This is a genomic window from Xenorhabdus sp. SGI240, assembly GCF_040081915.1.
GTDB classification, from domain to species: Bacteria; Pseudomonadota; Gammaproteobacteria; order Enterobacterales; family Enterobacteriaceae; genus Xenorhabdus; species Xenorhabdus bakwenae.
The window spans coordinates 62,974-86,347 of sequence record NZ_JBEBMB010000044.1 but is presented as its reverse complement, the minus strand read 5'-3'; the positions used below and the strand labels follow the sequence as shown (position 1 = coordinate 86,347).

The 23,374-nt window shown below is 46.0% G+C and carries 18 protein-coding genes; 8 read left to right on the top strand and 10 right to left on the bottom strand.

Annotated elements, in window-relative coordinates; all coding sequences use genetic code 11:
- Nucleotides 1-98: 98 nt before the first annotated feature.
- Nucleotides 99-1,508 carry a glutamate--ammonia ligase gene (gene glnA / locus ABLA76_RS10945; RefSeq protein ID WP_047766429.1) on the bottom strand — a complete coding sequence of 470 codons (1,410 nt, stop codon included), beginning with the start codon at nucleotides 1,506-1,508 and terminating at the stop codon, nucleotides 99-101.
- 565 nt (nucleotides 1,509-2,073) lie between these two features.
- On the opposite strand from glnA, the gene typA reads away from it, so the two are divergent.
- From typA to fabY, 4 genes are all read left to right on the top strand, one after another.
- Nucleotides 2,074-3,903, top strand: coding sequence for a ribosome-dependent GTPase TypA (gene typA, locus ABLA76_RS10940; RefSeq protein WP_348987936.1), 1,830 nt, complete (start codon nucleotides 2,074-2,076; stop codon nucleotides 3,901-3,903).
- 264 nt (nucleotides 3,904-4,167) lie between these two features.
- Entirely contained in the window at nucleotides 4,168-4,785 is a 618-nt protein-coding gene (gene yihX / locus ABLA76_RS10935) for a glucose-1-phosphatase (protein WP_348987935.1), read from the top strand.
- Between the two features lie 39 nt (nucleotides 4,786-4,824).
- The gene (gene dtd, locus ABLA76_RS10930) at nucleotides 4,825-5,262 is read left to right on the top strand and encodes a D-aminoacyl-tRNA deacylase (RefSeq protein WP_348987934.1); all 438 of its coding nucleotides are present in this window, start codon (nucleotides 4,825-4,827) and stop codon (nucleotides 5,260-5,262) included.
- A 50-nt stretch (nucleotides 5,263-5,312) separates the two neighbouring features.
- Nucleotides 5,313-6,230 carry a fatty acid biosynthesis protein FabY gene (gene fabY, locus ABLA76_RS10925; RefSeq protein ID WP_348988002.1) on the top strand — a complete coding sequence of 306 codons (918 nt, stop codon included), beginning with the start codon at nucleotides 5,313-5,315 and terminating at the stop codon, nucleotides 6,228-6,230.
- Here fabY and ABLA76_RS10920 read toward each other — a convergent pair.
- Nucleotides 6,220-8,001, bottom strand: a complete 1,782-nt coding sequence (locus ABLA76_RS10920) for an AsmA family protein (RefSeq protein ID WP_348987933.1) — start codon at nucleotides 7,999-8,001, stop codon at nucleotides 6,220-6,222. The genes fabY and ABLA76_RS10920 overlap by 11 nt on opposite strands.
- 140 nt (nucleotides 8,002-8,141) lie before the next feature.
- Complete coding sequence (locus ABLA76_RS10915) at nucleotides 8,142-9,527, bottom strand: uracil-xanthine permease family protein (protein WP_348987932.1); 1,386 nt, start codon at nucleotides 9,525-9,527, stop codon at nucleotides 8,142-8,144.
- A gap of 241 nt (nucleotides 9,528-9,768) precedes the next feature.
- On the opposite strand from ABLA76_RS10915, the gene gltS reads away from it, so the two are divergent.
- Nucleotides 9,769-10,983, top strand: coding sequence for a sodium/glutamate symporter (gene gltS / locus ABLA76_RS10910; protein ID WP_047766435.1), 1,215 nt, complete (start codon nucleotides 9,769-9,771; stop codon nucleotides 10,981-10,983).
- 67 nt (nucleotides 10,984-11,050) lie between these two features.
- On the opposite strand, the gene recG is transcribed toward gltS, so the two are convergent.
- From recG to gmk, 5 genes are read right to left on the bottom strand one after another with little or no spacing between them, the layout of a single operon-like run.
- On the bottom strand, nucleotides 11,051-13,132 hold the full coding sequence (gene recG, locus ABLA76_RS10905; protein WP_348987931.1) for an ATP-dependent DNA helicase RecG: 2,082 nt from the start codon (nucleotides 13,130-13,132) through the stop codon (nucleotides 11,051-11,053).
- Between the two features lie 22 nt (nucleotides 13,133-13,154).
- Nucleotides 13,155-13,514, bottom strand: coding sequence for a hypothetical protein (locus ABLA76_RS10900; RefSeq protein ID WP_348987930.1), 360 nt, complete (start codon nucleotides 13,512-13,514; stop codon nucleotides 13,155-13,157).
- 5 nt (nucleotides 13,515-13,519) lie between these two features.
- Nucleotides 13,520-15,634 (bottom strand): bifunctional GTP diphosphokinase/guanosine-3',5'-bis pyrophosphate 3'-pyrophosphohydrolase, encoded by a 2,115-nt coding sequence (gene spoT, locus ABLA76_RS10895; protein WP_285809100.1) that lies wholly within the window; start codon nucleotides 15,632-15,634, stop codon nucleotides 13,520-13,522.
- Nucleotides 15,635-15,652: 18 nt separating this feature from the next.
- A complete protein-coding gene (gene rpoZ, locus ABLA76_RS10890; protein ID WP_047766439.1) occupies nucleotides 15,653-15,928 on the bottom strand; it encodes a DNA-directed RNA polymerase subunit omega in 276 nt (91 codons plus the stop codon).
- Nucleotides 15,929-15,982: 54 nt separating this feature from the next.
- Nucleotides 15,983-16,606: a guanylate kinase gene (gmk, locus tag ABLA76_RS10885; protein ID WP_047766440.1), complete on the bottom strand. Its 624-nt coding sequence runs from the start codon at nucleotides 16,604-16,606 to the stop codon at nucleotides 15,983-15,985.
- A gap of 330 nt (nucleotides 16,607-16,936) precedes the next feature.
- Between gmk and ligB the strand changes: the two genes are divergently transcribed.
- Complete coding sequence (gene ligB / locus ABLA76_RS10880; RefSeq protein ID WP_348987929.1) at nucleotides 16,937-18,718, top strand: NAD-dependent DNA ligase LigB; 1,782 nt, start codon at nucleotides 16,937-16,939, stop codon at nucleotides 18,716-18,718.
- A 34-nt stretch (nucleotides 18,719-18,752) separates the two neighbouring features.
- Here ligB and ABLA76_RS10875 read toward each other — a convergent pair whose 3' ends face one another.
- Nucleotides 18,753-19,370 carry a trimeric intracellular cation channel family protein gene (locus ABLA76_RS10875; protein WP_045973134.1) on the bottom strand — a complete coding sequence of 206 codons (618 nt, stop codon included), beginning with the start codon at nucleotides 19,368-19,370 and terminating at the stop codon, nucleotides 18,753-18,755.
- 135 nt (nucleotides 19,371-19,505) lie between these two features.
- Here ABLA76_RS10875 and ABLA76_RS10870 point away from each other — a divergent pair, with 135 nt between their 5' ends.
- Nucleotides 19,506-20,795, top strand: coding sequence for a DUF3748 domain-containing protein (locus tag ABLA76_RS10870; RefSeq protein WP_348987928.1), 1,290 nt, complete (start codon nucleotides 19,506-19,508; stop codon nucleotides 20,793-20,795).
- 78 nt (nucleotides 20,796-20,873) lie between these two features.
- On the opposite strand, the gene ABLA76_RS10865 is transcribed toward ABLA76_RS10870, so the two are convergent.
- Entirely contained in the window at nucleotides 20,874-21,221 is a 348-nt protein-coding gene (locus ABLA76_RS10865; protein ID WP_348987927.1) for a YceK/YidQ family lipoprotein, read from the bottom strand.
- A gap of 338 nt (nucleotides 21,222-21,559) precedes the next feature.
- Here ABLA76_RS10865 and ABLA76_RS10860 point away from each other — a divergent pair, with 338 nt between their 5' ends.
- On the top strand, nucleotides 21,560-23,221 hold the full coding sequence (locus ABLA76_RS10860; RefSeq protein ID WP_348987926.1) for a putative transporter: 1,662 nt from the start codon (nucleotides 21,560-21,562) through the stop codon (nucleotides 23,219-23,221).
- Nucleotides 23,222-23,374 lie beyond the last annotated feature (153 nt).

Genomic DNA, 23,374 nt, shown 5'->3' with positions numbered 1-23,374 from the left:
GAGGGAAAAAAGCCCATCCAAGGATGGGCCAAAAGTTTCACGGCAACAAAAAAACACAAGTAATGCCCTCACGTTATGGGGCATTACCTGATAAAGCACTACACACTGTAATACAGTTCAAACTCCAGAGGATGTGGTGTCATGCGAACACGTTCAATTTCCCCATTCAATAAAGTGATATAAGCATCAATCGTATCATCGGTAAAAACACCACCGCGCGTCAGGAATTCACGGTCGGCATCTAATGCGGCCAGCGCTTCTTCCAAAGAAGGGGCCACGGTTGGGATCTCTTGGGCTTCTTCTGCGGGCAAGTCATACAAGTTTTTATCCATCGCGTCACCTGGATGGATTTTGTTGATGATGCCATCCAAACCTGCCATCAACAGCGCAGAGAAGGCCAGATAAGGGTTCGCTGCGGGATCAGGGAAACGCACTTCAATACGGCGAGCTTTGGCACTGGCGACCACCGGGATACGGATAGACGCAGAACGGTTACGGGCAGAATAGGCCAGCATCACCGGGGCTTCAAAGCCAGGCACCAGACGTTTGTACGAGTTAGTTGTTGGGTTGGTAAAGGCATTTAACGCACGTGCGTGTTTGATGACACCGCCGATATAGTAAAGCGCCATTTCGGACAAGCCACCGTACTTGTCACCTGCAAACAGGTTAGTGCCATTTTTGGACAGTGACATATGACAGTGCATACCTGATCCGTTATCGCCCACCAACGGTTTTGGCATAAATGTTGCGGTTTTACCCAATTTATGGGCAACGTTATGAACCACATATTTATAAATCTGGGTTTCATCCGCTTTTTTGGTCATAGTATTAAAGCGGGTGGCAATTTCGTTTTGTCCGGCAGTTGCGACCTCATGGTGGTGGGCTTCAACGACCAGGCCCATTTTTTCCATGGTCAGGCACATGGCTGAACGCAGGTCTTGGGAAGAATCCACCGGAGGAACCGGAAAGTACCCGCCTTTAATGCCGGGCCGATGGCCTTTGTTACCGCCTTCATAGCGTGTGCCGCTGTTCCAGGCGGCTTCCGTATCATCGATATGATAATAAGAGCCAGAGATGGAGCTGCCGAAACGGATATCATCGAACAAAAAGAATTCGGGTTCTGGCCCAAATAAAACGGTATCAGCAATATCGCTTGCCCGCAGGAAATCTTCTGCGCGTTTGGCAATGGAGCGAGGATCGCGGCTATAGCCTTGCATGGTGCCGGGTTCAAGGATATCACAACGCAGGATCAGGGTGGCATCATTAAAGAAGGGATCAAGCATCGCGGTGCCTGGATCTGGCATGAGCACCATGTCGGATTCATTGATACCTTTCCAGCCACCGATAGATGAACCGTCAAACATTTTGCCATCTTCAAAGAAGTCTTCATCAACTTGGTGGGCAGGAATAGTGATGTGTTGTTCTTTACCTTTGGTGTCAGTAAAGCGTAAGTCAATAAACTTCACCTGATGTTCTTCAATCATGGACAAAACATGTTCAACGGACATACTGGCTCTCCTGGTTTACGTCGGCCTGATAAAACAGGGCAAGAAATAGGCTGTTTTATCTTAAAAGTTAAGGGCGATTGTGGATCTCTGTATGATCAATTTTATGAAATCACTATCGCTAAAGATAAATGCGAAAAGTGTGCCAATATTTAAAAATTATTTAATATCAATATGATAAAAAAGTATGGCAGAGGGAAGAGAAAAAATAAATAAGACAGGAGTATGGTTTTAGGTATTTCTGCACCAAAGTGGTGAATTCTGACAATGTGCTTGCATTATTATGGTGCGACTGGCCGGCTGAAATCTCGCAAACTTGCATCAAATTTTGCGGGAAGGAATGCCCTAGGCTGTCTACACCAAGCTCGCTTCTGTAGTTGACTCGGAACTTAAGGAACTCGCTAAATAAAGAGAAAACCGCCAATACTGCACAACTTTTAATACCAGTGCAACCATCCAAAGTGTATAATGCTGCACTTTTGTTCGGCGGCGGCCAAGTAAAACAGAATTCTTTTTGTGTACTGCATTGAGAGTGCATAAATGATCTTAGCGTTATCGGAATTTTTAAATGTCAAATGAAATCAGTAAGTTAAGAAATATAGCAATTATTGCTCACGTCGACCATGGCAAAACCACGCTGGTTGATAAACTCCTGCAACAGTCTGGCACCTTTGGGGAGCGTGCTGCAACAACCGAACGTGTGATGGATTCCAATGATCTGGAAAAAGAACGTGGTATTACCATTCTGGCAAAGAATACGGCGATCAAATGGAATGACTATCGTATCAATATCGTAGATACCCCAGGCCACGCCGATTTCGGTGGCGAGGTTGAACGTGTCATGTCAATGGTAGACAGCGTGCTGTTGCTGGTTGATGCGATGGATGGCCCAATGCCACAGACTCGCTTTGTTACCCAGAAAGCGTTTGCTCACGGCCTGAAACCGATTGTGGTGATCAACAAAGTTGACCGTCCGGGTGCTCGCCCTGACTGGGTGGTGGATCAGGTATTTGACTTGTTTGTGAACCTCGGTGCAACCGATGAGCAACTGGATTTCCCAATCATTTATGCTTCTGCACTGATGGGTGTTGCGGGTAACGAGCATACCGAAATGGCTGAAGATATGACTCCGTTGTATCAGGCAATCGTTGATCACGTTGAGCCACCTAAGGTTGACCTTGATGGCCCATTCCAGATGCAAATTTCGCAGTTGGATTACAATAACTACGTTGGGGTTATCGGTATCGGTCGCATTAAGCGCGGTATGGTAAAACCAAACCAAAACATCACGATTATCGACAGCGAAGGTAAAACGCGCAACGGTAAAGTCGGCAAGGTCTTTAGCCATCTGGGATTGGAGCGTATTGAGTCTGATAAGGCGGAAGCCGGCGACATCATCGCAATTACCGGTCTGGGTGATCTGAACATCTCCGATACCCTGTGTGAAGTTAATACGGTTGAAGCATTGCCTGCACTGGCCGTTGATGAACCTACCGTCAGCATGTACTTCTGTGTCAACACTTCACCGTTCTGTGGCCGTGAAGGTAAGTACGTGACTTCTCGCCAGATCCTTGATCGTCTGAAAAAAGAACTGGTTCATAATGTTGCACTGCGTGTTGAGGAAACGGAAGATCCAGACGCTTTCCGTGTATCTGGCCGTGGTGAACTGCACTTGTCCGTTCTGATCGAGAACATGCGTCGTGAAGGTTTCGAGCTGGGCGTTTCCCGTCCAAAAGTGATTTTCCGTGACATTGATGGCCGTAAGCAGGAACCTTTCGAGCAGGTTACTCTGGATATCGAAGAGCAGCACCAAGGCGATGTGATGCAGGCACTGGGTGAGCGTAAAGGTGAAATGCGTGACATGCTGCCTGATGGCAAAGGCCGCGTTCGTCTTGATTACGTTATTCCAAGCCGTGGCCTGATTGGCTTCCGTACTGAATTCATGACCATGACTTCGGGTACTGGCCTGTTGTATGCCACATTCAGCCACTATGATGATATCCGCCCAGGTGAGATTGGTCGTCGCCTGAATGGGGTACTGATTGCCAATGGACAAGGTAAGGCAGTGGCTTACGCGCTGTATAGTTTGCAGGAGCGTGGTAAGTTGTTCCTGGGTCATGGTACGGAAGTGTATGAAGGCCAGATCATTGGTATTCACTCACGTTCAAATGACCTGACCGTTAACTGTCTGACCGGTAAGAAACTGACTAACATGCGTGCGTCAGGAACGGATGAAGCGACAACACTGACTCCACATATCAAGAAAACATTGGAGCAGGCGCTGGAGTTTATTGATGATGACGAGTTGGTTGAAGTGACGCCAGTGTCAATTCGCTTGCGTAAGCGTCATTTGACTGAAAACGATCGCCGCCGTGCAAATCGTAGCAAAGACGTTTAATTTTTGGGTCATGTGTTGTATTTGATGACCTGAAAATCAATTGCTTAGGGCGCTTCGGTGCCCTGAGTTCTTTTATGATATCCCCTTCCAGCCATTTGTGATCTATCTCTGCTGATCGGTCGGTAGCCAGTCAAGAGCTTCAACGACGATTTATAAGACACTTCATAAGAAGAACAATTTATTTGTTTTTTTATCCCGCCCTTCTTTTTTCTTAATAAAAGTATGATAAAAGTACTAAACAATGAGCGTCAGTCAGGAGGGATTATGCTGTATATTTTCGATCTGGGTAACGTGATTATTAATATTGATTTTAAAAGAGTATTGGCTGTTTGGAGTAATCTGAGCGGGACACCACTGGCAACATTGACCCCCAAATTTTCGCAGGGAGAAACTATTGAAAAGCACGAGCGTGGGCAAATTAGTGACCCTGAATTTGCAGAAATGATGTGTGATGAAATGGATATCTCACTCAGTTTTGAACAATTTGCGGAAGGCTGGAATACAATCTTTGTCGGTGTCAGGCAGGAAGTCATTGAGCTAATGAATAAATTGCGTGCCGAAGGGCATCGTGTAGTTGTGCTGTCAAATACCAACCGTCTGCATTTTGATTACTGGTCAGTGCATTATCCTGAAGTTGCTGCATCAACGGATTTCCTTTATTTATCCCAGGATTTAGGTATGCGTAAACCAAATCTGGATATTTTTAACTATGTGCTGGCCGCAGAAGGTGTGGCAGCGGAACAAGCCATATTCTTTGATGATCTGTCAGAAAACGTCGAAGCAGCAAAAAAATCAGGCATCAATGCAATTCATGTGACTGACAAGAGTGTCATCCCCGATTATTTTAAGTCACATGATTTCTCGCTTCCCGCAAAAAATTAACATTGTTTGCTTATTGCAACGAAATAACAGGCAAGAGAAATGATCGCATTAATTCAGCGTGTAACACAGGCAAAGGTTGTTGTTGAAGGTGAGACGATTGGAGAAATTAGACAGGGGTTGCTGGTGTTGCTGGGGGTGGAAAAAGACGATACCCCACAGAAAGCGCAACGTTTATGCGACAAGGTAATGGGATATCGGGTATTCAGCGATGAACAGGGAAAAATGAACCTTAACGTTCAGCAAGCGGGTGGTAGTTTACTGGTTGTATCGCAATTTACATTAGCTGCGGACACGCAGAAAGGCTTAAGACCCAGTTTTTCGGGTGGAGCTGAACCACAAAAAGCAAAGGAACTTTATCGCGATTTTATTGAACAGTGTCGTGTAACGGGTGTAAAAACAGAAACGGGGAAATTTGCGGCAGACATGCAAGTCAGTTTGATAAATGACGGGCCAGTGACTTTTTGGTTGCAAGTATGATGGATTTTTCTGTCGACACAGGGCAACACACAAAAGAAGGGGTTGTTTCTATGTACCATCTGAGAGTACCTCAAACAGAACAAGAGTTGGACACCTATTACCAATTTCGTTGGGAGATGCTGCGTAAACCGCTTCACCAGCCCGTCGGGTCAGAGAAAGACGGTTACGATTCGATGGCTCATCACCAAATGGTGGTGGATGAACAGGGTAATCCGCTGGCTGTTGGGCGTTTATACATCAATGCAGACAATGAAGGCGCTATTCGTTTTCTGGCCGTTCATCCCAATGTACAACGAAAAGGTTTGGGGACACTGATTGCGATGGCATTGGAATCTGTAGCCAGACAGGAAGGTGTGAAACGAATTGTTTGCAGCGCACGGGAAAACGCGGTTGATTTCTTCGGTAAGTTGGGTTTTCAAAACAGGGGGTTGATCAATGGTGCTAACGCATTGCCGATTAGCCATTTTCTCATGATCAAACCGATAATAAGCCTTGATGATATCTTGCACCGTCCTGATTGGTGTGCGGAGTTGCAGCAAGCATGGTATAAGCAAATCCCTTTGAGTGAAAAAATGGGGCTTAGGATCACCCAATATACCGGGCAACGCTTCGTTACGACGATGCCGGAAGCCGGAAACCAGAATCCCCACCATACTATTTTCGCGGGTAGCTTATTTTCTCAGGCCACCTTAACGGCATGGGGATTGATTTGGTTGTTGTTACAGGAGCGCCAGTTAGGGGGAGATATCGTTTTGGTGGATGCCAACATTCGTTATCGGCAACCGATTACAGGGCGCCCCTGTGCAACTGCGGATTTCAATAATATGAGCGGCGATCTTGCCCGTCTTGCCCGCGGTAATAAAGCCCGCGTAACGGTGGAAGTGCAGGTTAGCGGGGAACATGGCGTAGGTAGTGTGTTCACCGGGACTTATATCGTCCTGCCTCCCGAACGTCTCACTAAAGCTTAATTTTTGCGCAGGGTTGGCTTTCCGTAGAGTGGCCTGTTGTTGAGTTCCCAGTTTCAGGATTATCTACGGAGGCCGGGGCTGTCGGGGTACAGCGGCTCGTTGAGATCAAACCTTGCTCAATAGATTGTGACTCCTTGTCTGATGATTTATCTTCAGCAACCAATGTCCCGTTGATGGTTCCCTTCACATCGTCAGCGGAGAGATCCCCCGTGAAAGCGAGTGAAAAATTGCCTTCTCCCTGAATAGTAAGCGGTATCCAGCCCCATTGTGGCAAGATGTTCAAATCTGCATTCATCCCTTTGAAATTGAGGTTAAAAGGCATATGAGCAGTTTGTTGTTCCGCTGAACCAGTCACTTGCAGCAGCCCTTCACGGGTAAAGCCATTCAGTTTATCAATAGTGACTTTGCCGTCTGTAGCGTGTAGTTGCAGATAAGGACGGGTTATTTCGACCTTGTTAAAGGTTCCCGCCGCCGCTTGTAGCGATGCCTGACCATTCCATAATCCCCACTTGCCATTTTTCAAGATATCCATGTTATTAATATGGGCTGCAAGGGTGGTGAGCTGGAACGGGAAATTGGGATTGGTATCAATCAATAGCGTATTATTGAGAGTAATATCGTTGAGTTTCACGCCTGAAATCCATTCTGGTGCGGGCTGTTTGAAATAATCGAGCCATGTTGGTGGCAGAGCATAAAGCAGCCCGGTGACAGAACTCTCTTTGAGGGTAAGCAACCGGTTTTTGCGATCCCATTGAGACTGGATATTGAACAACCCTTTTTGATAGTGGGTTGTCAGGCTTGCGATGGTAAAGGTATCACCAGAAAAACGGAATTTTCCAAGCGTGTCGCTGAACTGTGCATTATTCAACGTTATGTTCATCGCATTAAAATCAATCAACCCATCTTCGGCGTTCCAGCTGCCGTTGACTAAGCCTAAATTTTTGATAGAACTGTCCAGATAATCAACAGACCAGTTTTGCCCTTGCAGTTTGGCATTGGTGATATTGAGATCTTTGACATACATCGCCGGCAGATGACTGATTTTTCCTTTCAAATCACTCAGTGTCATCGGGGTTTGCCAGCGAATATCACTGAGCAGGATATTGTTCCAGCGCCAACTGCCGTCCGGTAATTGCTGACCATCGCCAGAAATGGCGCCTCGCAAAAATGTTGCGCCAAAAGCGTCGATAGTCAGGGCTTTATTCTGGTAACTGCCTTGCACAACAGCATGTTCAACAGACATGTCATTGAAACGGATATTACTGGCACTGAATTGATATTTTCCATGACCAAATGGGTTGTCCCTGGCAGGAACCCAGGGTGTAATGCCGCCCGTGATATTCTCCCCCTGAATACGCGTATTGGGACTCTCTAGCTGAATATTCATCTGGTTCAGTTGCAGGATATCCGCTTGTAAAAGAGGAGGAAGTTGATTTTCAGACAGTATCAATGTCCCTTGTTGCAATGTCAGACGACGGAGATTTTTGGGGGACAGTAAATGCTGCCATTTGAAATCGAGATGAATGGTATCGGCATTGAGTGAGAAAGGACTTTGTGTATCGTGAAGGTCGATGTGGTTTAGTGATAGGGTAGCAGGCTGCAGCCAGCTATGGCTGATGCTTTCAATACTGACTTGATAATGTCCTTGCCTGCTGAACCATTGGCTTAACTGTTTGGCTCCCCAATGCGTCTGGGCAACAGCATAGAAAACGATGATTGCCAGAATTAGCATTAATAGAAGAGTGACAAAAAATTTCCCTAACCACCTCATATTTCACCTCAACTGTGTGACCTTCCAATAGAAGCCCTTTTATGCCGTAAAATAGAGCCGCACTCAATAGATGTTTTAGGCAAAAAAAGAAAACTCCCGCAGGTAAGGCGGGAGAGAAGCATTATACAAAAAACGGCTGACTATTTTTCTTGGGGAAAAATGAGGTTAAGCATAATGGCGGTTAACCCACCAGCGGCAATGCCTGAAGAGAGTAAGTTTTTCAACCAATCAGGGGCAAACTGTAAAATCAGCGGTTGTTGAGAAATACCTAACCCCACAGCCAGGGACAGTGCGATGATCATAATGGCACGACGATTCAGCGGCTCACGGGAAACGATTCTGACACCAGATGCAGCGATAGTGCCGAACATCACAATCGTTGCTCCTCCCAGAACAGGCTCAGGAATATGTTGTACAAAACCCGCCACGGCGGGAAACAGCCCCAATAGGATCAGCATGGAAGCAATCATGTAACCGACATAGCGGCTGGCAACACCAGTGAGTTGGATCACGCCATTGTTCTGACCAAAACAGGAGTTTGGAAACGTATTAAACACGGCTGACACCATAGAATTAAGGCCATTTGCCAGCACACCGCCCTTGATACGTTTTATGTAAAGTGGGCCGCTGACAGGTTGCCCGGAGACATCTGAGGTGGCTGTGATATCACCAATTGTTTCCAGTGATGTCACCATAAAAATCAGAATCAGTGGGATCAACAGATTCCAGTCAAAAGACAAGCCATAATAGAGTGGCGAAGGAATTGTGATGATTGGTGCATCTTCGTGCGGTATTGAAGTGGGTAACCTATCCATATACCAGGCCAGCAGATACCCCACTGCCATGGCGATGACCAGAGAAGCAACACGCAAGTAAGGGTTATTTTGGCGATTCAGCAATACGATAACCGCAAGAACAACTCCCGCCAGCAGCAAGTTTTCAGATGCGCCAAATGTGCCATCTTGAATCGCAGAATAACCACCACCAATCGAAGTTAATCCCACCTGAATTAGTGATAACCCAATGATCATCACCACAATACCGGAAACCAGAGGGGTAATAATCCGTCTTGCCAAATGTAACACTCGTGAGAGCAGCACTTCCGTCATTGAAGCGAGCATCAGTGTACCGAACAAGGCTGCCATCATCGTTGGAATATCTGCACCGCCCTTTTTCAATGCCAGGCCACCCATAATAAGTGGGGCAACGAAATTAAAGCTGGTGCCTTGGATTGAAAGCAACCCTGAGCCAATGGGTCCCCAAGAGCGAATTTGAATCAGTGATGCTAAACCTGAAGCAAACAGGGACATACTGATAATGCGTTGGGTATCCTGTTCTGGAAGCCCCAGAGCCTGGCAAATCAACATCGCTGGCGTAATAACAGCCACAAACATGGCCAGTAAATGTTGGCATGCAGCAAATAAGGCGTGTGGAAGCGGTGGCTTATCTTCCAGATGATAGATCAGTTCGTTGTTTGATTTATTGGATACTTCTGATGAATTGGATTCACGGGGTAAATTGACCATGTTGTGAAATTCCAGATAGACAAAAAGCGCATTTTAATGATTCTTATCATTAAAGCAATCGTTTGCGTTAAGTTTTCATCATGAATTGTGGTTCAATCCCGTCACATTTTTAAATGTTTTAACTTGTGTTTATGCGTAATTTTATTTCTAATCCAACCCTTACCTGCTCTTGGCGTTTTTATAGGATGATTATAACGTCACATTAAGTTCACATAATATTAACAATGGATGAGGTACATCAATGTATCATCTGGATATTTATGGCACGCTCGTTGCTGCCACACTGGTTTTGCTACTAGGAAGAAAACTCGTACAATCAGTCCCATTTCTTGAGAAATATACGATCCCGGAGCCAGTCGCAGGTGGATTATTGGTTGCATTAGTTCTGCTGGCAGTTAAACAATCCATAGGCTGGGAAGTCAGTTTTGATTTATCTCTCCAAGAGCCTCTCATGTTGATGTTCTTTGCCACAATCGGCTTGAACGCTAACCTTGCCAGCCTGAAAGCCGGCGGAAAATCGTTGGTCATTTTTGTCTGCGTGGTTGTTGGCCTGTTATTTGTACAGAACACCGTGGGCATCGCATTGGCGAAAATGCTTGGCCTTGATCCATTAATGGGATTGCTGGCAGGCTCCATTACACTATCTGGTGGGCATGGAACAGGTGGCGCTTGGGGTAAAGTATTCACTGAGCGCTATGGCTTTGAAAATGCCACGGAAGTGGCAATGGCATGTGCAACATTCGGCCTGGTTTTAGGTGGACTGATAGGAGGTCCGGTTGCCCGCCTGTTGGTGAAAAATACCAAAACGCCAGGGCTGGGGGCTGAGGATACCGAGCTGCCGACGGCATTTGAGAAACCTTATACGGGTCGGCTTATTACACCATTAGTGATGGTGGAAACGATTGCTATGATTTCCATTTGCCTATTGGCAGGTAAGTTTATTGAGAAACTGCTACAAGGCACGGCCTTTGAATTGCCGACATTCGTCTGTGTCCTGTTTGTTGGTGTTATTCTTAGTAACGGTCTGTCTCTGCTTGGTTTTTATCGGGTATTTGATCGAGCGGTTTCGGTCTTAGGTAATGTCAGTTTATCGCTGTTCCTGGCTATGGCATTGATGAGTCTTAAACTGTGGCAATTGGCTTCCCTTGCGTTGCCAATGTTGATCATTCTTGCCGTACAAACAGTGGTTATGGCTTTGTATGCTGTTTTCGTCACTTACCGCATAATGGGTAAGAATTTCGATGCCGCCGTATTATCAGCCGGCCACTGTGGTTTTGGCTTAGGTGCAACACCAACAGCTATCGCGAATATGCAAGCGATCACCGACCGTTTTGGACCATCGCATGTGGCATTCTTACTCGTACCTATGGTGGGGGCATTCTTTATTGATATCGTTAATGCTGCCGTCATCAAATTGTATCTGCTATTACCGGTATTCCCATCTGTAGCAGGTTAAATTAGTACACTTTTGTCTCGCCTGATATCCTGGCGAATATGCCGCTGAAATACTCAGCGGCTGGCACTTAAGCATGACTATATTGGGAACTATCCGGCAACCAGCGTTCAATCAACGCTTTGGCGTGTTCAGGATAGTATTGGTGGATATAGCGGGCGATACGCTGAACTTCGGGTAGCATACTTTGGTCGCGCAATAAATCCGCGATCCTGAATTCTGCATTACCTGTTTGGCGTGTACCCAGCAGTTCACCTGGCCCACGGATCGCCAAGTCTTTCTGGGCAATCACAAAACCATCATTACTGTCGCGTAAAACTTGCAGGCGAATTTTGGCTGTATGGGTCAGTGGCGTTTTATAGAGCAGGACACAGTGAGAAGCGATGGCTCCACGCCCGACGCGCCCTCGAAGCTGGTGCAACTGAGCCAATCCCAGCCGTTCGGGATTATCGATGATCATCAGGCTGGCATTGGGCACATCCACCCCGACTTCAATGACCGTAGTGGCAACCAGCAATTGTATTTCACCTTGCTTGAATGCCGCCATAACGGATTGTTTTTCTGCCGGTTTCATCCGCCCATGCACTAAGCCAATTTTCAATTCAGGCAACGCCAGTGTCAGCGCTTCGCTGGTTGCCTGTGCGGCTTGTGCTTCCAGTACCTCCGAATCTTCGATCAGAGTACATACCCAGTAAGCCTGACGCCCTTCATCCAGACAGGCGCTTTTGATACGTTGGATAATGTCGTTCCGGCGAGTATCTGGGATGGCAACCGTTGTGACGGGCGTTCGGCCTGGTGGCAATTCATCAATGACGGAGGTATCCAGATCGGCGTAGGCGGTCATTGCCAATGTGCGTGGAATAGGGGTCGCTGTCATGATCAACTGATGGGGATGGAAGCCTTGTTCGCGTCCTTTTTCCCATAATGCCAGACGTTGATGAACACCGAATCGATGTTGCTCATCAATAATCACCAGTGCTAATCCGGCAAATTTTACCTGTTCCTGAAACATGGCATGAGTACCGACAATCATGCTCACGTGACCGCTTGCTATCGCCTCTTGCTGTGCCTGACGCGCCTTACCTTTCTGCTTGCCAGCCAGCCAACCGACCTGAATACCGAGCGGCTCAAGCCATTGGCGGAAGGTATTGGCATGTTGCTCTGCTAAAAGTTCAGTTGGTGCCATCAGGGCCACCTGCTTGTCGTGAACAATGGCTCGAACGGCTGCCAGCGCTGCCACCAATGTTTTTCCCGAACCGACATCCCCTTGTATCAGGCGCATCATGGGGACATTTTTTGCCAAATCATGTTCTATTTCTGCCACAACACGGGCTTGTGCGCCTGTGGGGGAGAATGGCAACTGGCTCAGGAGCTTCTGCTTTAGCGAATCATCTGCCATCAGAGGGTATGCATGAAAGCGCTGGGTTCCAGCCCTGACGGCTAACATACTTAAATGATGCGCCAGCAACTCTTCCAGAATTAACCTTCGCTGGGCTGGGTGCCGGCCATTCTCTAAATCGGCCAACGAAGCCTCCGGCGGAGGGTAGTGCAATGTACGCAGTGCATCGGGCAGACTGATGATCTTCCGGCTGAATTCTTCCGGCAGTAATTCATTGATGGAGCAGGTGGACAATATTTCCAATGCCTGATCGATTAACTTGCGCAGCGTTGTCTGACGTACTCCCTCAGTCGTGGGATAGATGGGGGTTAACGTCTCTTGCAGTTGGACGCAGTTGGCGTGTTGCTGGACTTTATATTCAGGGTGGATAATCTCTGATCCTTGATTCCCTTGGCGAATTTCGCCATAAGCGACAACGTGCTTTCCTGCGGCCAGATTATTTTTCATGGCGGCAGTAAAATTGAAGAAACGCAGGGTCAATATGCCAGTGCCATCACTGATTTGGCAGGTCATGATGCGCCGACGTCCAAAAGCCACATTTGTACGTAATATTTCACCGGTTACCGTAGCATAAATTCCGGGCAGTAACTCATTAATGGCATACAGGCGGGTTTGATCCTCATAGCGGAGTGGCAAGTGCAAAAGCAAATCCTGTAGATTGACCAACCCTAACTTAGCGAGCTTAGTGACCTGATTGGCTCCAACGCCACGTAACGTGGTTAAGGGGATGGCATCAAGTAATTGGCCTTTCATACGATTTCTCCGTCAGTGTGATTTATTTCCTTGTTGATGGTGCAGTTGTTTTTTGCATAGCTGACCACCATGATTCACTTGCGATGATTTGCCCTTGTTTATCTATCAAAGGTTGTTCCAGGCCCGTACGGTGAGAAACGGTGACCAACACGGGATACCCTCCTTCAAACAGTAACCTTTGCTGCTTCTCTTCCGGCAGAATACTTTTCTCCCGCCGGTACATGCCTGCCAATTGGCGTTGCCGTTGTGCTTCATACAGAACAAGGCATCCGCAACAGCGACATTCAATATGGGGTTTGTGAATTTCTTCTAAACAGATTGTCAGGTCAGGTTGACGCATTGCCATCATCTGGCAAATGCGTGCGTAACGTTTAGGATTCATAACCTCTAGTTTCGGTTACGGCTGACTCGCATCACGTCTGGCATGATACGTATCTTACGCATGATATTCGCCAGCTGGATACGGTCTTTGGTCGTCAGTCTGATGAAAGCACAATAGACACGGCCATCTTTTTCCTCTGTATTCATGCTTTGAATACTGGAGTTTACATCGTTAATGGCCGCAGTCAGATTTGCCAGTGCCCCCTGATGGTTAAACATATCGACTTTAATTTCAGCAATAAAATCGCTATTGATATCTTTATCCCACTCAACCGGCATGAATTTTTCCGGCTCTTTCTGATATCCACGGATATTGCGACAGGATTCGTGGTGGATGACTAAACCTTTTCCGGGGCTGATATGGGCAATAATCGGGTCGCCTGGAATGGGGCGACAACATTTGGCAAAAGTAATCAGAATACCATCAGCGCCCTTGATAGGCAGCTTACGGGAAGGATTGCCGTTGTTGTGGGGTATTTTCTCGGGTGAACCCAATAATAAGTTGCGGGCGACAACCACGCTCATGGCATTACCCAGACCGATTTCCGCCAACAAATCATCCAAAGTAGCGAGCTTCATTCTTACCAGCTCTTTGTTGATATTTTCTTGCGGAATATCGGTAATTTTTGTGCCGTTACCGAGCGCATGATTGAGCAGGCGGCGCCCCAAACTAATGGAATCATCCCGTTTCAGGTTTTTCAGTAACTGGCGAATTTTGGCGCGTGCTTTGGAACTCACGACAAAGTTCAGCCATGCAGCATTAGGGCGGGCACCGGGCGCAGTAATAATTTCGACCGTTTGCCCACTACTAAGCGTTTGTGAAAGAGGATAAGGCAGACGATCAACGCGGGCACCAACACAGGCGTGGCCGATATCGGTATGGACGGCATAGGCAAAATCGACAGGGGTCGCGCTAGCCGGTAACTCAACAATTCGTCCTTCAGGGGTAAAAACGTAAATCTCATCAGGGAACAAATCGGATTTAACGCTTTCAATAAATTCAAAAGAGCTGCCGGCACTTTGCTGGAGTTCCAGCAAGCTTTGCATCCAACGCTGGGCACGAACCTGCGCAGTTGTACCAGATTCCCCTTGCTCTTTATAGGCCCAATGCGCGGCAACCCCCATTTCCGCCATTTGATCCATATCTTCGGTGCGGATCTGAACTTCGACGGGAACGCCATGCGGGCCTATCAGGGAGGTATGGAGGGATTGGTAACCGTTGGCTTTTGGGATGGCAATATAATCTTTCACTCTACCCGGGCGTGGCTTGTACAAACTGTGCATTTGCCCCAGTACGCGGTAGCAGGTATCAAGATTATTGACGATGACACGAAAGGCGTAAATATCCATAATGGAATGGAAACGCTGCTCTTTCAGACGCATCTTACGATAGATCGAATAGAGATGTTTTTCGCGGCCACTGACGGTGCATTTGATACCGGCATCGGTTAACCTGCCTTCAATCTCCGACAGAATTTTCTGGATCATCTCTTTGCGATTACCGCGAGCGGCTTTCACAACTTCTTTAATTACGCGATAACGGTTCGGATACAGGGCCTCAAACCCCAGTTCCTCCAGCTCGGTTTTTAGGTGATGAATACCCAGACGATGAGCCAGTGGACTATAAATTTCCAGCGTTTCCCTGGCAATGCGCCGCCGTTTATCGGGGCGCAGGGAACCAAGGGTTCGCATATTGTGCGTACGGTCTGCCAGTTTGATCAAAATGACGCGGATATCCTGCACCATCGCCATGATCATTTTGCGGAAGTTTTCAGCCTGTGCTTCCTTTTTATCACGGAAGTTGAGCTTATCCAGCTTGGATACACCTTCCACCAATCCGGCAACAGCCGTGCCAAATAACTGTTCTATATCCTGAAATGTTGCAGGGGTATCTTCAATGACATCGTGCAAAAGTGCCGCCATAAGTGTTTCATGGTCAAGGCGCATTTCAGCCAAAATACAGGAAACGGCGACGGGGTGAGTGATGTATGGCTCACCGCTGGAGCGGGTTTGCCCTTCGTGGGCATCCCGCGCAACCACATAGGCCTGTTTAAGCAGATCAATTTGATCTTCAGGCAAATATTTTAGAACCAGCTGATTCAGGCTTTCAAACAGGTACAAGGCAGACCTACCGTAAAATTAACGACGACCTTCAGCGATGGCAGAAACGGCTTTGATTTCTGCGGCTTCTTGCTCTTGCCGTTCCTGACGTTCACGAACATCAAGAATTTTGTTGTTGATAAGGCCTTGCTCGATTTCACGCAGGGCGATAACAGTCATCTTATCGTTTTCTTCTGGAACGAGGGGATCTTTGCCACCTACTTGCAATTGGCGTGCTCGGCGAGCAGCGACCAACACCAGGTCAAAACGGTTACCAATTTTTTCTACTGCGTCTTGAACAGTTACGCGTGCCATATGTGTGCTACTCCACAGATAAATAAATGACTGGGCATCATACTGAAACTTGGTTCAGTCTGCCAATAATTTGCTGATTAAGGCATCATGCCGCTGGGTCTGACGATCTAATCGTAGACGCTCTGAACGAATAATAGATTGTAAATCGGCCAGTGCCGTATTGAAATCGTCATTGATGATGACGTAATCATATTCGTTGTAGTGTTCCATTTCCGCGACAGCCTGAGCCATGCGTTTGGCAATGATTTCTTCGCTGTCCTGACCGCGCCCACGCAGGCGGCGGAGCAACTCTTCCTTAGAAGGTGGAAGAATGAAAATGCTGCGAGCTATTGGCATTTTCTGGCGGATTTGCTGTGCACCTTGCCAGTCAATATCAAGAAAAACATCAACGCCACTGGCGAGTGTATCTTCGATGACTTTTCGGGATGTGCCGTAATAGTTACCAAAAACACAGGCATATTCCAAAAATTCATCATGGTTGATCATATTTTGAAATTCATCCACCGTGACGAAAAAATAGTGTTCACCATGATTTTCGCCCGGGCGAGCGTGCCGTGTTGTATGCGAGACAGAAACCTGAGTGTCATACAAGGGCTGGGTTTTTAATAAAGCCTGAATAAGGCTTGATTTGCCTGCTCCACTCGGCGCAGAAACAATATATAACGTTCCTTGGTTCATGATGATTTCTTGACTGATTGGGTATAAATGCAAGCGCAGGAATATAAGATCCCACATAGTATACACGGATACGTTAATCCATGCAGCGTTACAATACATGCCAACAGGTATTTCACCAAAATATTTTCTTAACAAACGGGCATTAATGAGATTTTTTGCGAAACATTTTCAGCAAAAATAGTCGGTTGCAGAAATTGCACATTTACTTTTCGAAACGCTTCGCAAAATTCTTTTTTGCCACTTGGTAAAAATTCTCCTGCTTTTTATTCTCTGCCCATGTCTTGGGAATCAATTTTCAGGAAGCCGTTTTAAGGAAACCAAGGAGCAAGGATGCTTAATTTTCTCATCAGTTTTTTAATAGCAGTATGGATATTGCTATCTGGTATGCCAATGGCATTTGCAAACAAGGTTCAGTGTCCTGACTGGGCACAAGAAAAATATCAGCATGAAATTAATCAACTGACACAGCAGGTGGCTAAATGGGATTATCTTTATCGCCAGCAGGGAATGAGTGAAATAGATGATGAAATTTACGATCAATTATTGGAAACCTTGAGAATTTGGCAAAGTTGTTTAAATCACGGAGCAGACAGCGCTTTACTTGATGTTAGCCCTGTAGCCGACACTTCTGTGATCCCTGGGCTTTCATCTGAGATACAGTCAGGGAAACAGCTTCATCCTGTCCAGCACACAGGCTTGCATAAGTTGAAAGGAATACAGGAAATTAGCCAGTGGTTACAGGGCCGCACAGGGGTGTGGCTGCAACCTAAAATCGATGGTGTTGCAGTTACTTTGGTGTATGACAAAGGTCAATTAGTGCAGTTAATCAGCCGGGGTAATGGTATTGAAGGAATAGACTGGATGGATAAAAGCGCGTTTATTCCCAGTATTCCTCAGCGGATTAAAAATGCCCCTGAACATTTGGTATTACAAGGTGAGCTTTTCTGGCAGCAGGAACAGCATCGGCAGTTTGTTGAGGGGAGTCAGGGAGCGCGTAGTAAAGTTGCGGGCTTAATGATACGTAAAACTCCGGCACCGGAACTGAAACAAGTTGGTATTTTTATTTGGGGCTGGCCGGATGGGCCAAATGAAATGGCGGTGAAGCTGGAAAAATTGGCAGAAATGGGTTTCCCCATCACACAGCAACATAGCCACCCCATTGCCACAGCACAAGATGCCGAAAAAAGATGGAAAGATTATTTTGTCCGGTCCCTCCCTTTTGCTACGGATGGTGTTGTGTTACGCCAAGAGGTTGAACCGACAGGCCGGCAATGGCGAACCGCATCAAATAGTTGGGCGGTTGCATGGAAATATCCACTGCGGCAGCAAATGACAACCGTGAAAGGTGTTAATTTCACAATAGGCCGGACAGGGAGAATAACCGTTGTATTGGCGCTGGAAAAAGTAAAGGTGGATGATCGACAGGTGAGTCGAGTCAACATCGGTTCGATCAAACGTTGGAAGCAGTGGAATGTCTATCCTGGCGATAAAATTACGGTGGCACTGGCGGGGCATGGTATACCTAAACTCGATAAAGTGGTGTGGCGTATGACGGAACGCCCTGACATTCAACCACCTAATGAGCAGGATTATCATTTTCTGAGCTGCCTGACATTCGATCATCAAAATGAAATGAATAATGATCATTATTGCCAGCCACAGTTTATCGCTCGCCTGACATGGCTTGGGGAAAAATTGAAAATGAAAGGCATTGGACAAGGAACGTGGTCAGCATTGGTAAAACATGGTCTGGTGGCAAATTTAACGGATTGGCTGGATTTGGATAAGGAAAAGCTTGGGGCAGTGACCCATATTGGAACTAAACGGGCAGAATTGATCTTTTCCCAATTTCAACAGGCAAAGTTACAGCCACTTTCGCTATGGTACGAAGCCATTGGTCTGCCTTATGCCAGGCACTTTACGGATAAACAAGCAGATAAACTGGGATGGCAGTGGGAAACGATATTATCCGGTGCAAAAGCGAAAAACACATTAACAGTAAAACAAAGAGAAAAAATCCTGGCCTTTTTACAGCATCCTGAGATTAAGGTGGTAATTCATATTTTGTCTTTACGGGACATTGAGAATAAACAAGAGATATTAAGTGAATAGGGGCAAAAGGCTGCCCCTGAGGTTCGTTATGGTATCAGTGGTCTGTGCCATCGTAATTGAAGATAGGTAAACCAAGGCGATAACGAATAGCAATTAATCGTGCAGCGAGTCCCGCAACAAGCGTAATCAAGATGACGCTGTTCGGGGGTAATGGCGTATGCAGTAAGGCAATATAGAGCCAGGCTGCGGCAAAAGAGACACCGGCATAAATCTCTTTTTGGAATACCAAAGGGATGGTATTACAAAACATATCGCGCAATACGCCACCAAAAACGCCAGTGATGACGGCGGCAATAGCGGCAATAATCGGGCTGTAGTGCATATCTAACGCGATTTGGGCACCGATGATGGAGAAGACGATTAAGCCAATGGCATCAAGAATGAGAAATAGTCGGCGTAGATGTTTCATCATGGGGGCAACCCATATAGTGAGCACAGCCGCGCAGGCAACGGTCACGATATATTCTGGATTTTTTACCCAGCCGAGGGGATAGTGCCCCAAAATAATATCACGGACAGTGCCACCACCGATGGCTGTCACGGAAGCAATAATGATAACGCCGAATACATCCATTTTTCGACGACCTGCGGCTAGGGCACCTGTCATGGCTTCAGCCGTAATACCGATGATATAAAGGACACTGAGTAACATAAATTTAATTACATGAAATATAACGTAGAAGTAAAGGGTACTGTTGAAATAATAACGTTTCGACTGAAATTTTTTAGCCGAATTTGAATGAAATTAGTTTTTATTATCCGAAACCTCGCAAAATAAGGCAGTAAAATGGTTTTTAAGGAACGTCAGATTACATTCTATAGCCGTAGCCATCAGATAACGAATATAAATGCTTGGACGCCAGACAGCCAATGGTTAGTATACGATGTTCGTCCCGATGGTGCTTCTTTTTCCGGGTTAACGATAGAAAAAATTCATGTTAATCATGGGCAAACTGAAATTATCTATCAGGCAAAGGATGGCGCTCATGTCGGCGTGGTGACTGTCAGTCCACAAGAGCCTGTTCGTTATGCCTTTATTCATGGCCCGGAAAAACCCGATGCACAGTGGCAATATGATTTTCATCATCGCCGTGGTGTCATTGTTTCCGATATACAGCCAAATGTGGCAATTAACATTGATGCTATGGATATTACTTCACCTTATACCGCTGGCGCTTTGCGCGGTGGAACACATGTCCACGTTTTCAGCCCCGATGGCTGTCGTCTAAGTTTTACCTACAATGATCATGTGATGCACGAGTTAGATCCTGCGCTTGATTTACGTAATGTGGCGGTGGCCGTTCCTTTGCGAGCTGTAATGCCAGCCAAAAAACATTCGAGGGAATATGGTGGTCGCTATTTCTCGGTTGTGGTTAGCGAGACTACGGCTTGCCCGCGTCCCGGCAGTGATGACATCAATCGGGCGTATGAAGAAGGATGGATTGGACAGCAAGGATATCGCAAAGATAATGGTCAATGGCAGCGTTGGGCACTGGCTTTTATTGGGGATACATACGCCACCAATGGCGAAAAAATACCGGAAATTTATCTCGTTGATCTGCCGGAAAACAACGATGAATATGCCATTGCGGGCGGTCAACCTTTAGCGGGTACAGAAACAACATTACCGACACCGCCTGCGGGAGTGAAACAGAAACGCCTGACTTTTACGCACGATAATCGCTGGCCGGGAGTGGTGACGGTTCCACGTCATTGGCTAAGAACATCGCCGGATGGCAATAAAATCTGTTTTCTGATGAAAGATGAAAAAGGGATTGTCCAGCTATGGTATATCTCACCAAATGGTGGTGAACCCATGCAGATTACTTACAGTAAAAACAGCATACAATCTGCATTTAGCTGGGATAGCCGTGGGCGGTTTATTGCCTGTGTTTGTGATAATAGTGTTGTTCTCTGTGATAGCCAGACTGGAAAAATGCAGCGTTTAACAGAGCACACTGATGATGCACCTTCCGCTGATGCGATAGTGATATCACCGGATGATCGCTATGTCGCTTTTATGCGTGATATTGACGGTTACCGACAAATATTTGTGGTGGAAACTGGGATTATCTGAAAACAAATAGAGCAAAATGGGCATTGCCGATGAATGGTGATGCCCGATAATACGCTGATATCGCCCATAGTTTTTATTCTAAGTATCGTGGTCTACAGTTTCGGGTGTAGGCAGTATGACGATTGGATTTTTATCGAGCTGTTCTATACGATGTTTGGGGGATTGCTCTGCGCTATTTTGATCGGAACGCGCATAATCGTAGGGAAGCAGAAACGTGTCTAAGAAGGCAGAAAACGGCAGGTCGATCGCAAGCAAGGGTTTCATAAGCCATCCCGTTTTGTCATCTTGCAACATGCCAATATTGGCTTTTGCTCCAGAATAATAACCTTGATAGGGACCGCTGTGGGTCATGATGCTGGAACAGCCAGTAAGTAGTAACCATCCTAATGTGGTACATAGTAATAGAGGTACTTTACAATTTTTCATCGTTTCCATGATCTCAATGAGTTAATTTGCCAATGTCCAGATACTTTATTCGCTATTAACGCCACTTTTCCAAAGCATGACGGGTATTTTAAAGCTATTGACCCTTTAAAGCTATTTACCCTTTAATGCTGTTTACCTTTTAATACTATTACTATAGTCAGGTAATATTCAGTTTGCTATAGCGTTTATCGCCAAAAAGCACACAATATGTGGTTTAAAACACATAACTTACTGTTAATTAGTGCCAATATTTAATGGGTGGTAAGCCATCATTTATGGGGAACAAGGGAAAATGACTCATTTTCCGGATGATTAACCTTTGGTAAAGGAAGCGGGTCATGAGTGATATTGCACTGACAATGAGCTTGCTGGCGCTGTCTGCCGCATTGGGGTTATGGATAGGCAACTGGCGAATACGGGGTATTGGTCTTGGAATTGGTGGGGTTTTGTTTGGTGGGATTATAATTGGCCATTTTGCCCAGATGTATTCTCTGTCTCTCAGTAATGACATGCTGCATTTTATTCAGGAATTTGGCTTAATTCTGTTTGTTTATACTATTGGTATTCAAGTTGGGCCGGGCTTTTTTTCTTCCCTGCGGGTTTCTGGCCTTAAATTAAATGGGTTTGCTGTCCTGATTGTTATTATTGGTGGATTAGTTGCTGCAATTATTCACACATTGTTTGATGTACCTTTACCCATTATTTTAGGTATTTTTTCCGGTGCAGTGACAAATACGCCATCTTTAGGGGCAGGGCAGCAAATTCTGGCAGATTTAGGATCTGACCCTTCATTGGTCAGCCAAATGGGTATGGGATATGCGATGGCTTATCCTATGGGAATTTGCGGTATTTTGCTGGTTATGTGGTTGGTTCGCCTTTTTTTCAGAGTCAGAATTGAACAGGAAGCCAATTCGTTTGATAACCAGAACAATCAGGGGCGAGAACTGCTCCAGACAATGAATATCGCTGTATGTAATCCAAATTTAAATGGATTAATGATACAGGATATTCCGTTGCTCAATAATAATGATGCAGTGGTATGCTCCCGCCTAAAACGGCAGGATTTGTTGATGGTTCCCCAACCAACTACCGTGATTCAGAGTGGTGATCTGCTTTATTTAGTCGGGCAGCGGGAAGCGTTGAATCAGATCAGGCTGGTCATTGGGGAAGAGGTTGATGTTTCTTTATCTACTGCCAGTGATATTTTTCAATCCGTTAGGGTTGTGGTGACGAATGATGAAGTATTGAGCCAGAGGCTTGGGGCGCTCAATTTAAAACAGAAATATGATGTTGTCGTTACACGCCTTAATCGTGCAGGAATTGAACTGGTTGCCAGTAATAATGCCAGTTTACAGTTCGGCGATATCCTGAATATTGTCGGTCGTCCTGAAGCGGTGGAAGCCGTCACAAATCTTTTGGGTAACTCACAGCAAAAACTCCAGCAAGTACAAATGTTGCCTGTATTTATAGGAATAGGATTAGGGGTTTTATTAGGTTCGATTCCTCTATTTATTCCTGGTTTTCCCGCTGCGTTACGCTTGGGATTGGCGGGAGGGCCTTTAGTTATTGCGTTAATTTTGGGACGGATTGGCACGATCGGTAAACTTTATTGGTTTATGCCTCCTAGTGCGAACCTTGCATTACGCGAATTGGGGATTGTTATGTTTCTGGCGGTGGTAGGGCTGAAATCTGGCGGTAATTTTATTAATACACTGGTGCATGGCGAAGGGCTGGCATGGATTGGTTATGGTGCATTGATAACAATAGTCCCCCTGTTAGTTGTAAGCCTGCTGGCACGTGTTGTTATAAAAATGAATTATCTCAGCTTATGTGGGGTATTGGCTGGTGCCATGACCGATCCTCCCGCTCTGGCTTTTGCGAATGGAATTCATAGTACCAGCGGGGCTGCGGCGTTGTCATATGCGACAGTTTATCCATTGGCAATGTTTTTAAGGATTATGTCTCCCCAAATTTTGGCTGTTATTTTCTGGGCCTTATGATTTAGTGCATTAAGTATATTGTTTGATTCATTAAATGTGCTTTAGATCACAGAATACGGCCCAATTATCTTAATTTGGCTTCAATTTGAGATAGTAGAGGCAATTTAAAGTAAAAAATCCCTGCCTATTCAATTCATTAGAATAATATTTTTC

Excerpts from the sequence above, each read along its gene's own strand:
- glnA (WP_047766429.1), bottom strand. The coding sequence starts at position 1,508 with ATGTCCGTTGAACATGTTTTGTCCATGATTGAAGAACATCAGGTGAAG.
- typA (WP_348987936.1), top strand. The coding sequence starts at position 2,074 with ATGTCAAATGAAATCAGTAAGTTAAGAAATATAGCAATTATTGCTCAC.
- yihX (WP_348987935.1), top strand. The coding sequence starts at position 4,168 with ATGCTGTATATTTTCGATCTGGGTAACGTGATTATTAATATTGATTTT.
- dtd (WP_348987934.1), top strand. The coding sequence starts at position 4,825 with ATGATCGCATTAATTCAGCGTGTAACACAGGCAAAGGTTGTTGTTGAA.
- fabY (WP_348988002.1), top strand. The coding sequence starts at position 5,313 with ATGTACCATCTGAGAGTACCTCAAACAGAACAAGAGTTGGACACCTAT.
- ABLA76_RS10920 (WP_348987933.1), bottom strand. The coding sequence starts at position 8,001 with ATGAGGTGGTTAGGGAAATTTTTTGTCACTCTTCTATTAATGCTAATT.
- ABLA76_RS10915 (WP_348987932.1), bottom strand. The coding sequence starts at position 9,527 with ATGGTCAATTTACCCCGTGAATCCAATTCATCAGAAGTATCCAATAAA.
- gltS (WP_047766435.1), top strand. The coding sequence starts at position 9,769 with ATGTATCATCTGGATATTTATGGCACGCTCGTTGCTGCCACACTGGTT.
- recG (WP_348987931.1), bottom strand. The coding sequence starts at position 13,132 with ATGAAAGGCCAATTACTTGATGCCATCCCCTTAACCACGTTACGTGGC.
- ABLA76_RS10900 (WP_348987930.1), bottom strand. The coding sequence starts at position 13,514 with ATGAATCCTAAACGTTACGCACGCATTTGCCAGATGATGGCAATGCGT.
- rpoZ (WP_047766439.1), bottom strand. The coding sequence starts at position 15,928 with ATGGCACGCGTAACTGTTCAAGACGCAGTAGAAAAAATTGGTAACCGT.
- gmk (WP_047766440.1), bottom strand. The coding sequence starts at position 16,606 with ATGAACCAAGGAACGTTATATATTGTTTCTGCGCCGAGTGGAGCAGGC.
- ligB (WP_348987929.1), top strand. The coding sequence starts at position 16,937 with ATGCTTAATTTTCTCATCAGTTTTTTAATAGCAGTATGGATATTGCTA.
- ABLA76_RS10875 (WP_045973134.1), bottom strand. The coding sequence starts at position 19,370 with ATGTTACTCAGTGTCCTTTATATCATCGGTATTACGGCTGAAGCCATG.
- ABLA76_RS10870 (WP_348987928.1), top strand. The coding sequence starts at position 19,506 with ATGGTTTTTAAGGAACGTCAGATTACATTCTATAGCCGTAGCCATCAG.
- ABLA76_RS10865 (WP_348987927.1), bottom strand. The coding sequence starts at position 21,221 with ATGAAAAATTGTAAAGTACCTCTATTACTATGTACCACATTAGGATGG.
- ABLA76_RS10860 (WP_348987926.1), top strand. The coding sequence starts at position 21,560 with ATGAGTGATATTGCACTGACAATGAGCTTGCTGGCGCTGTCTGCCGCA.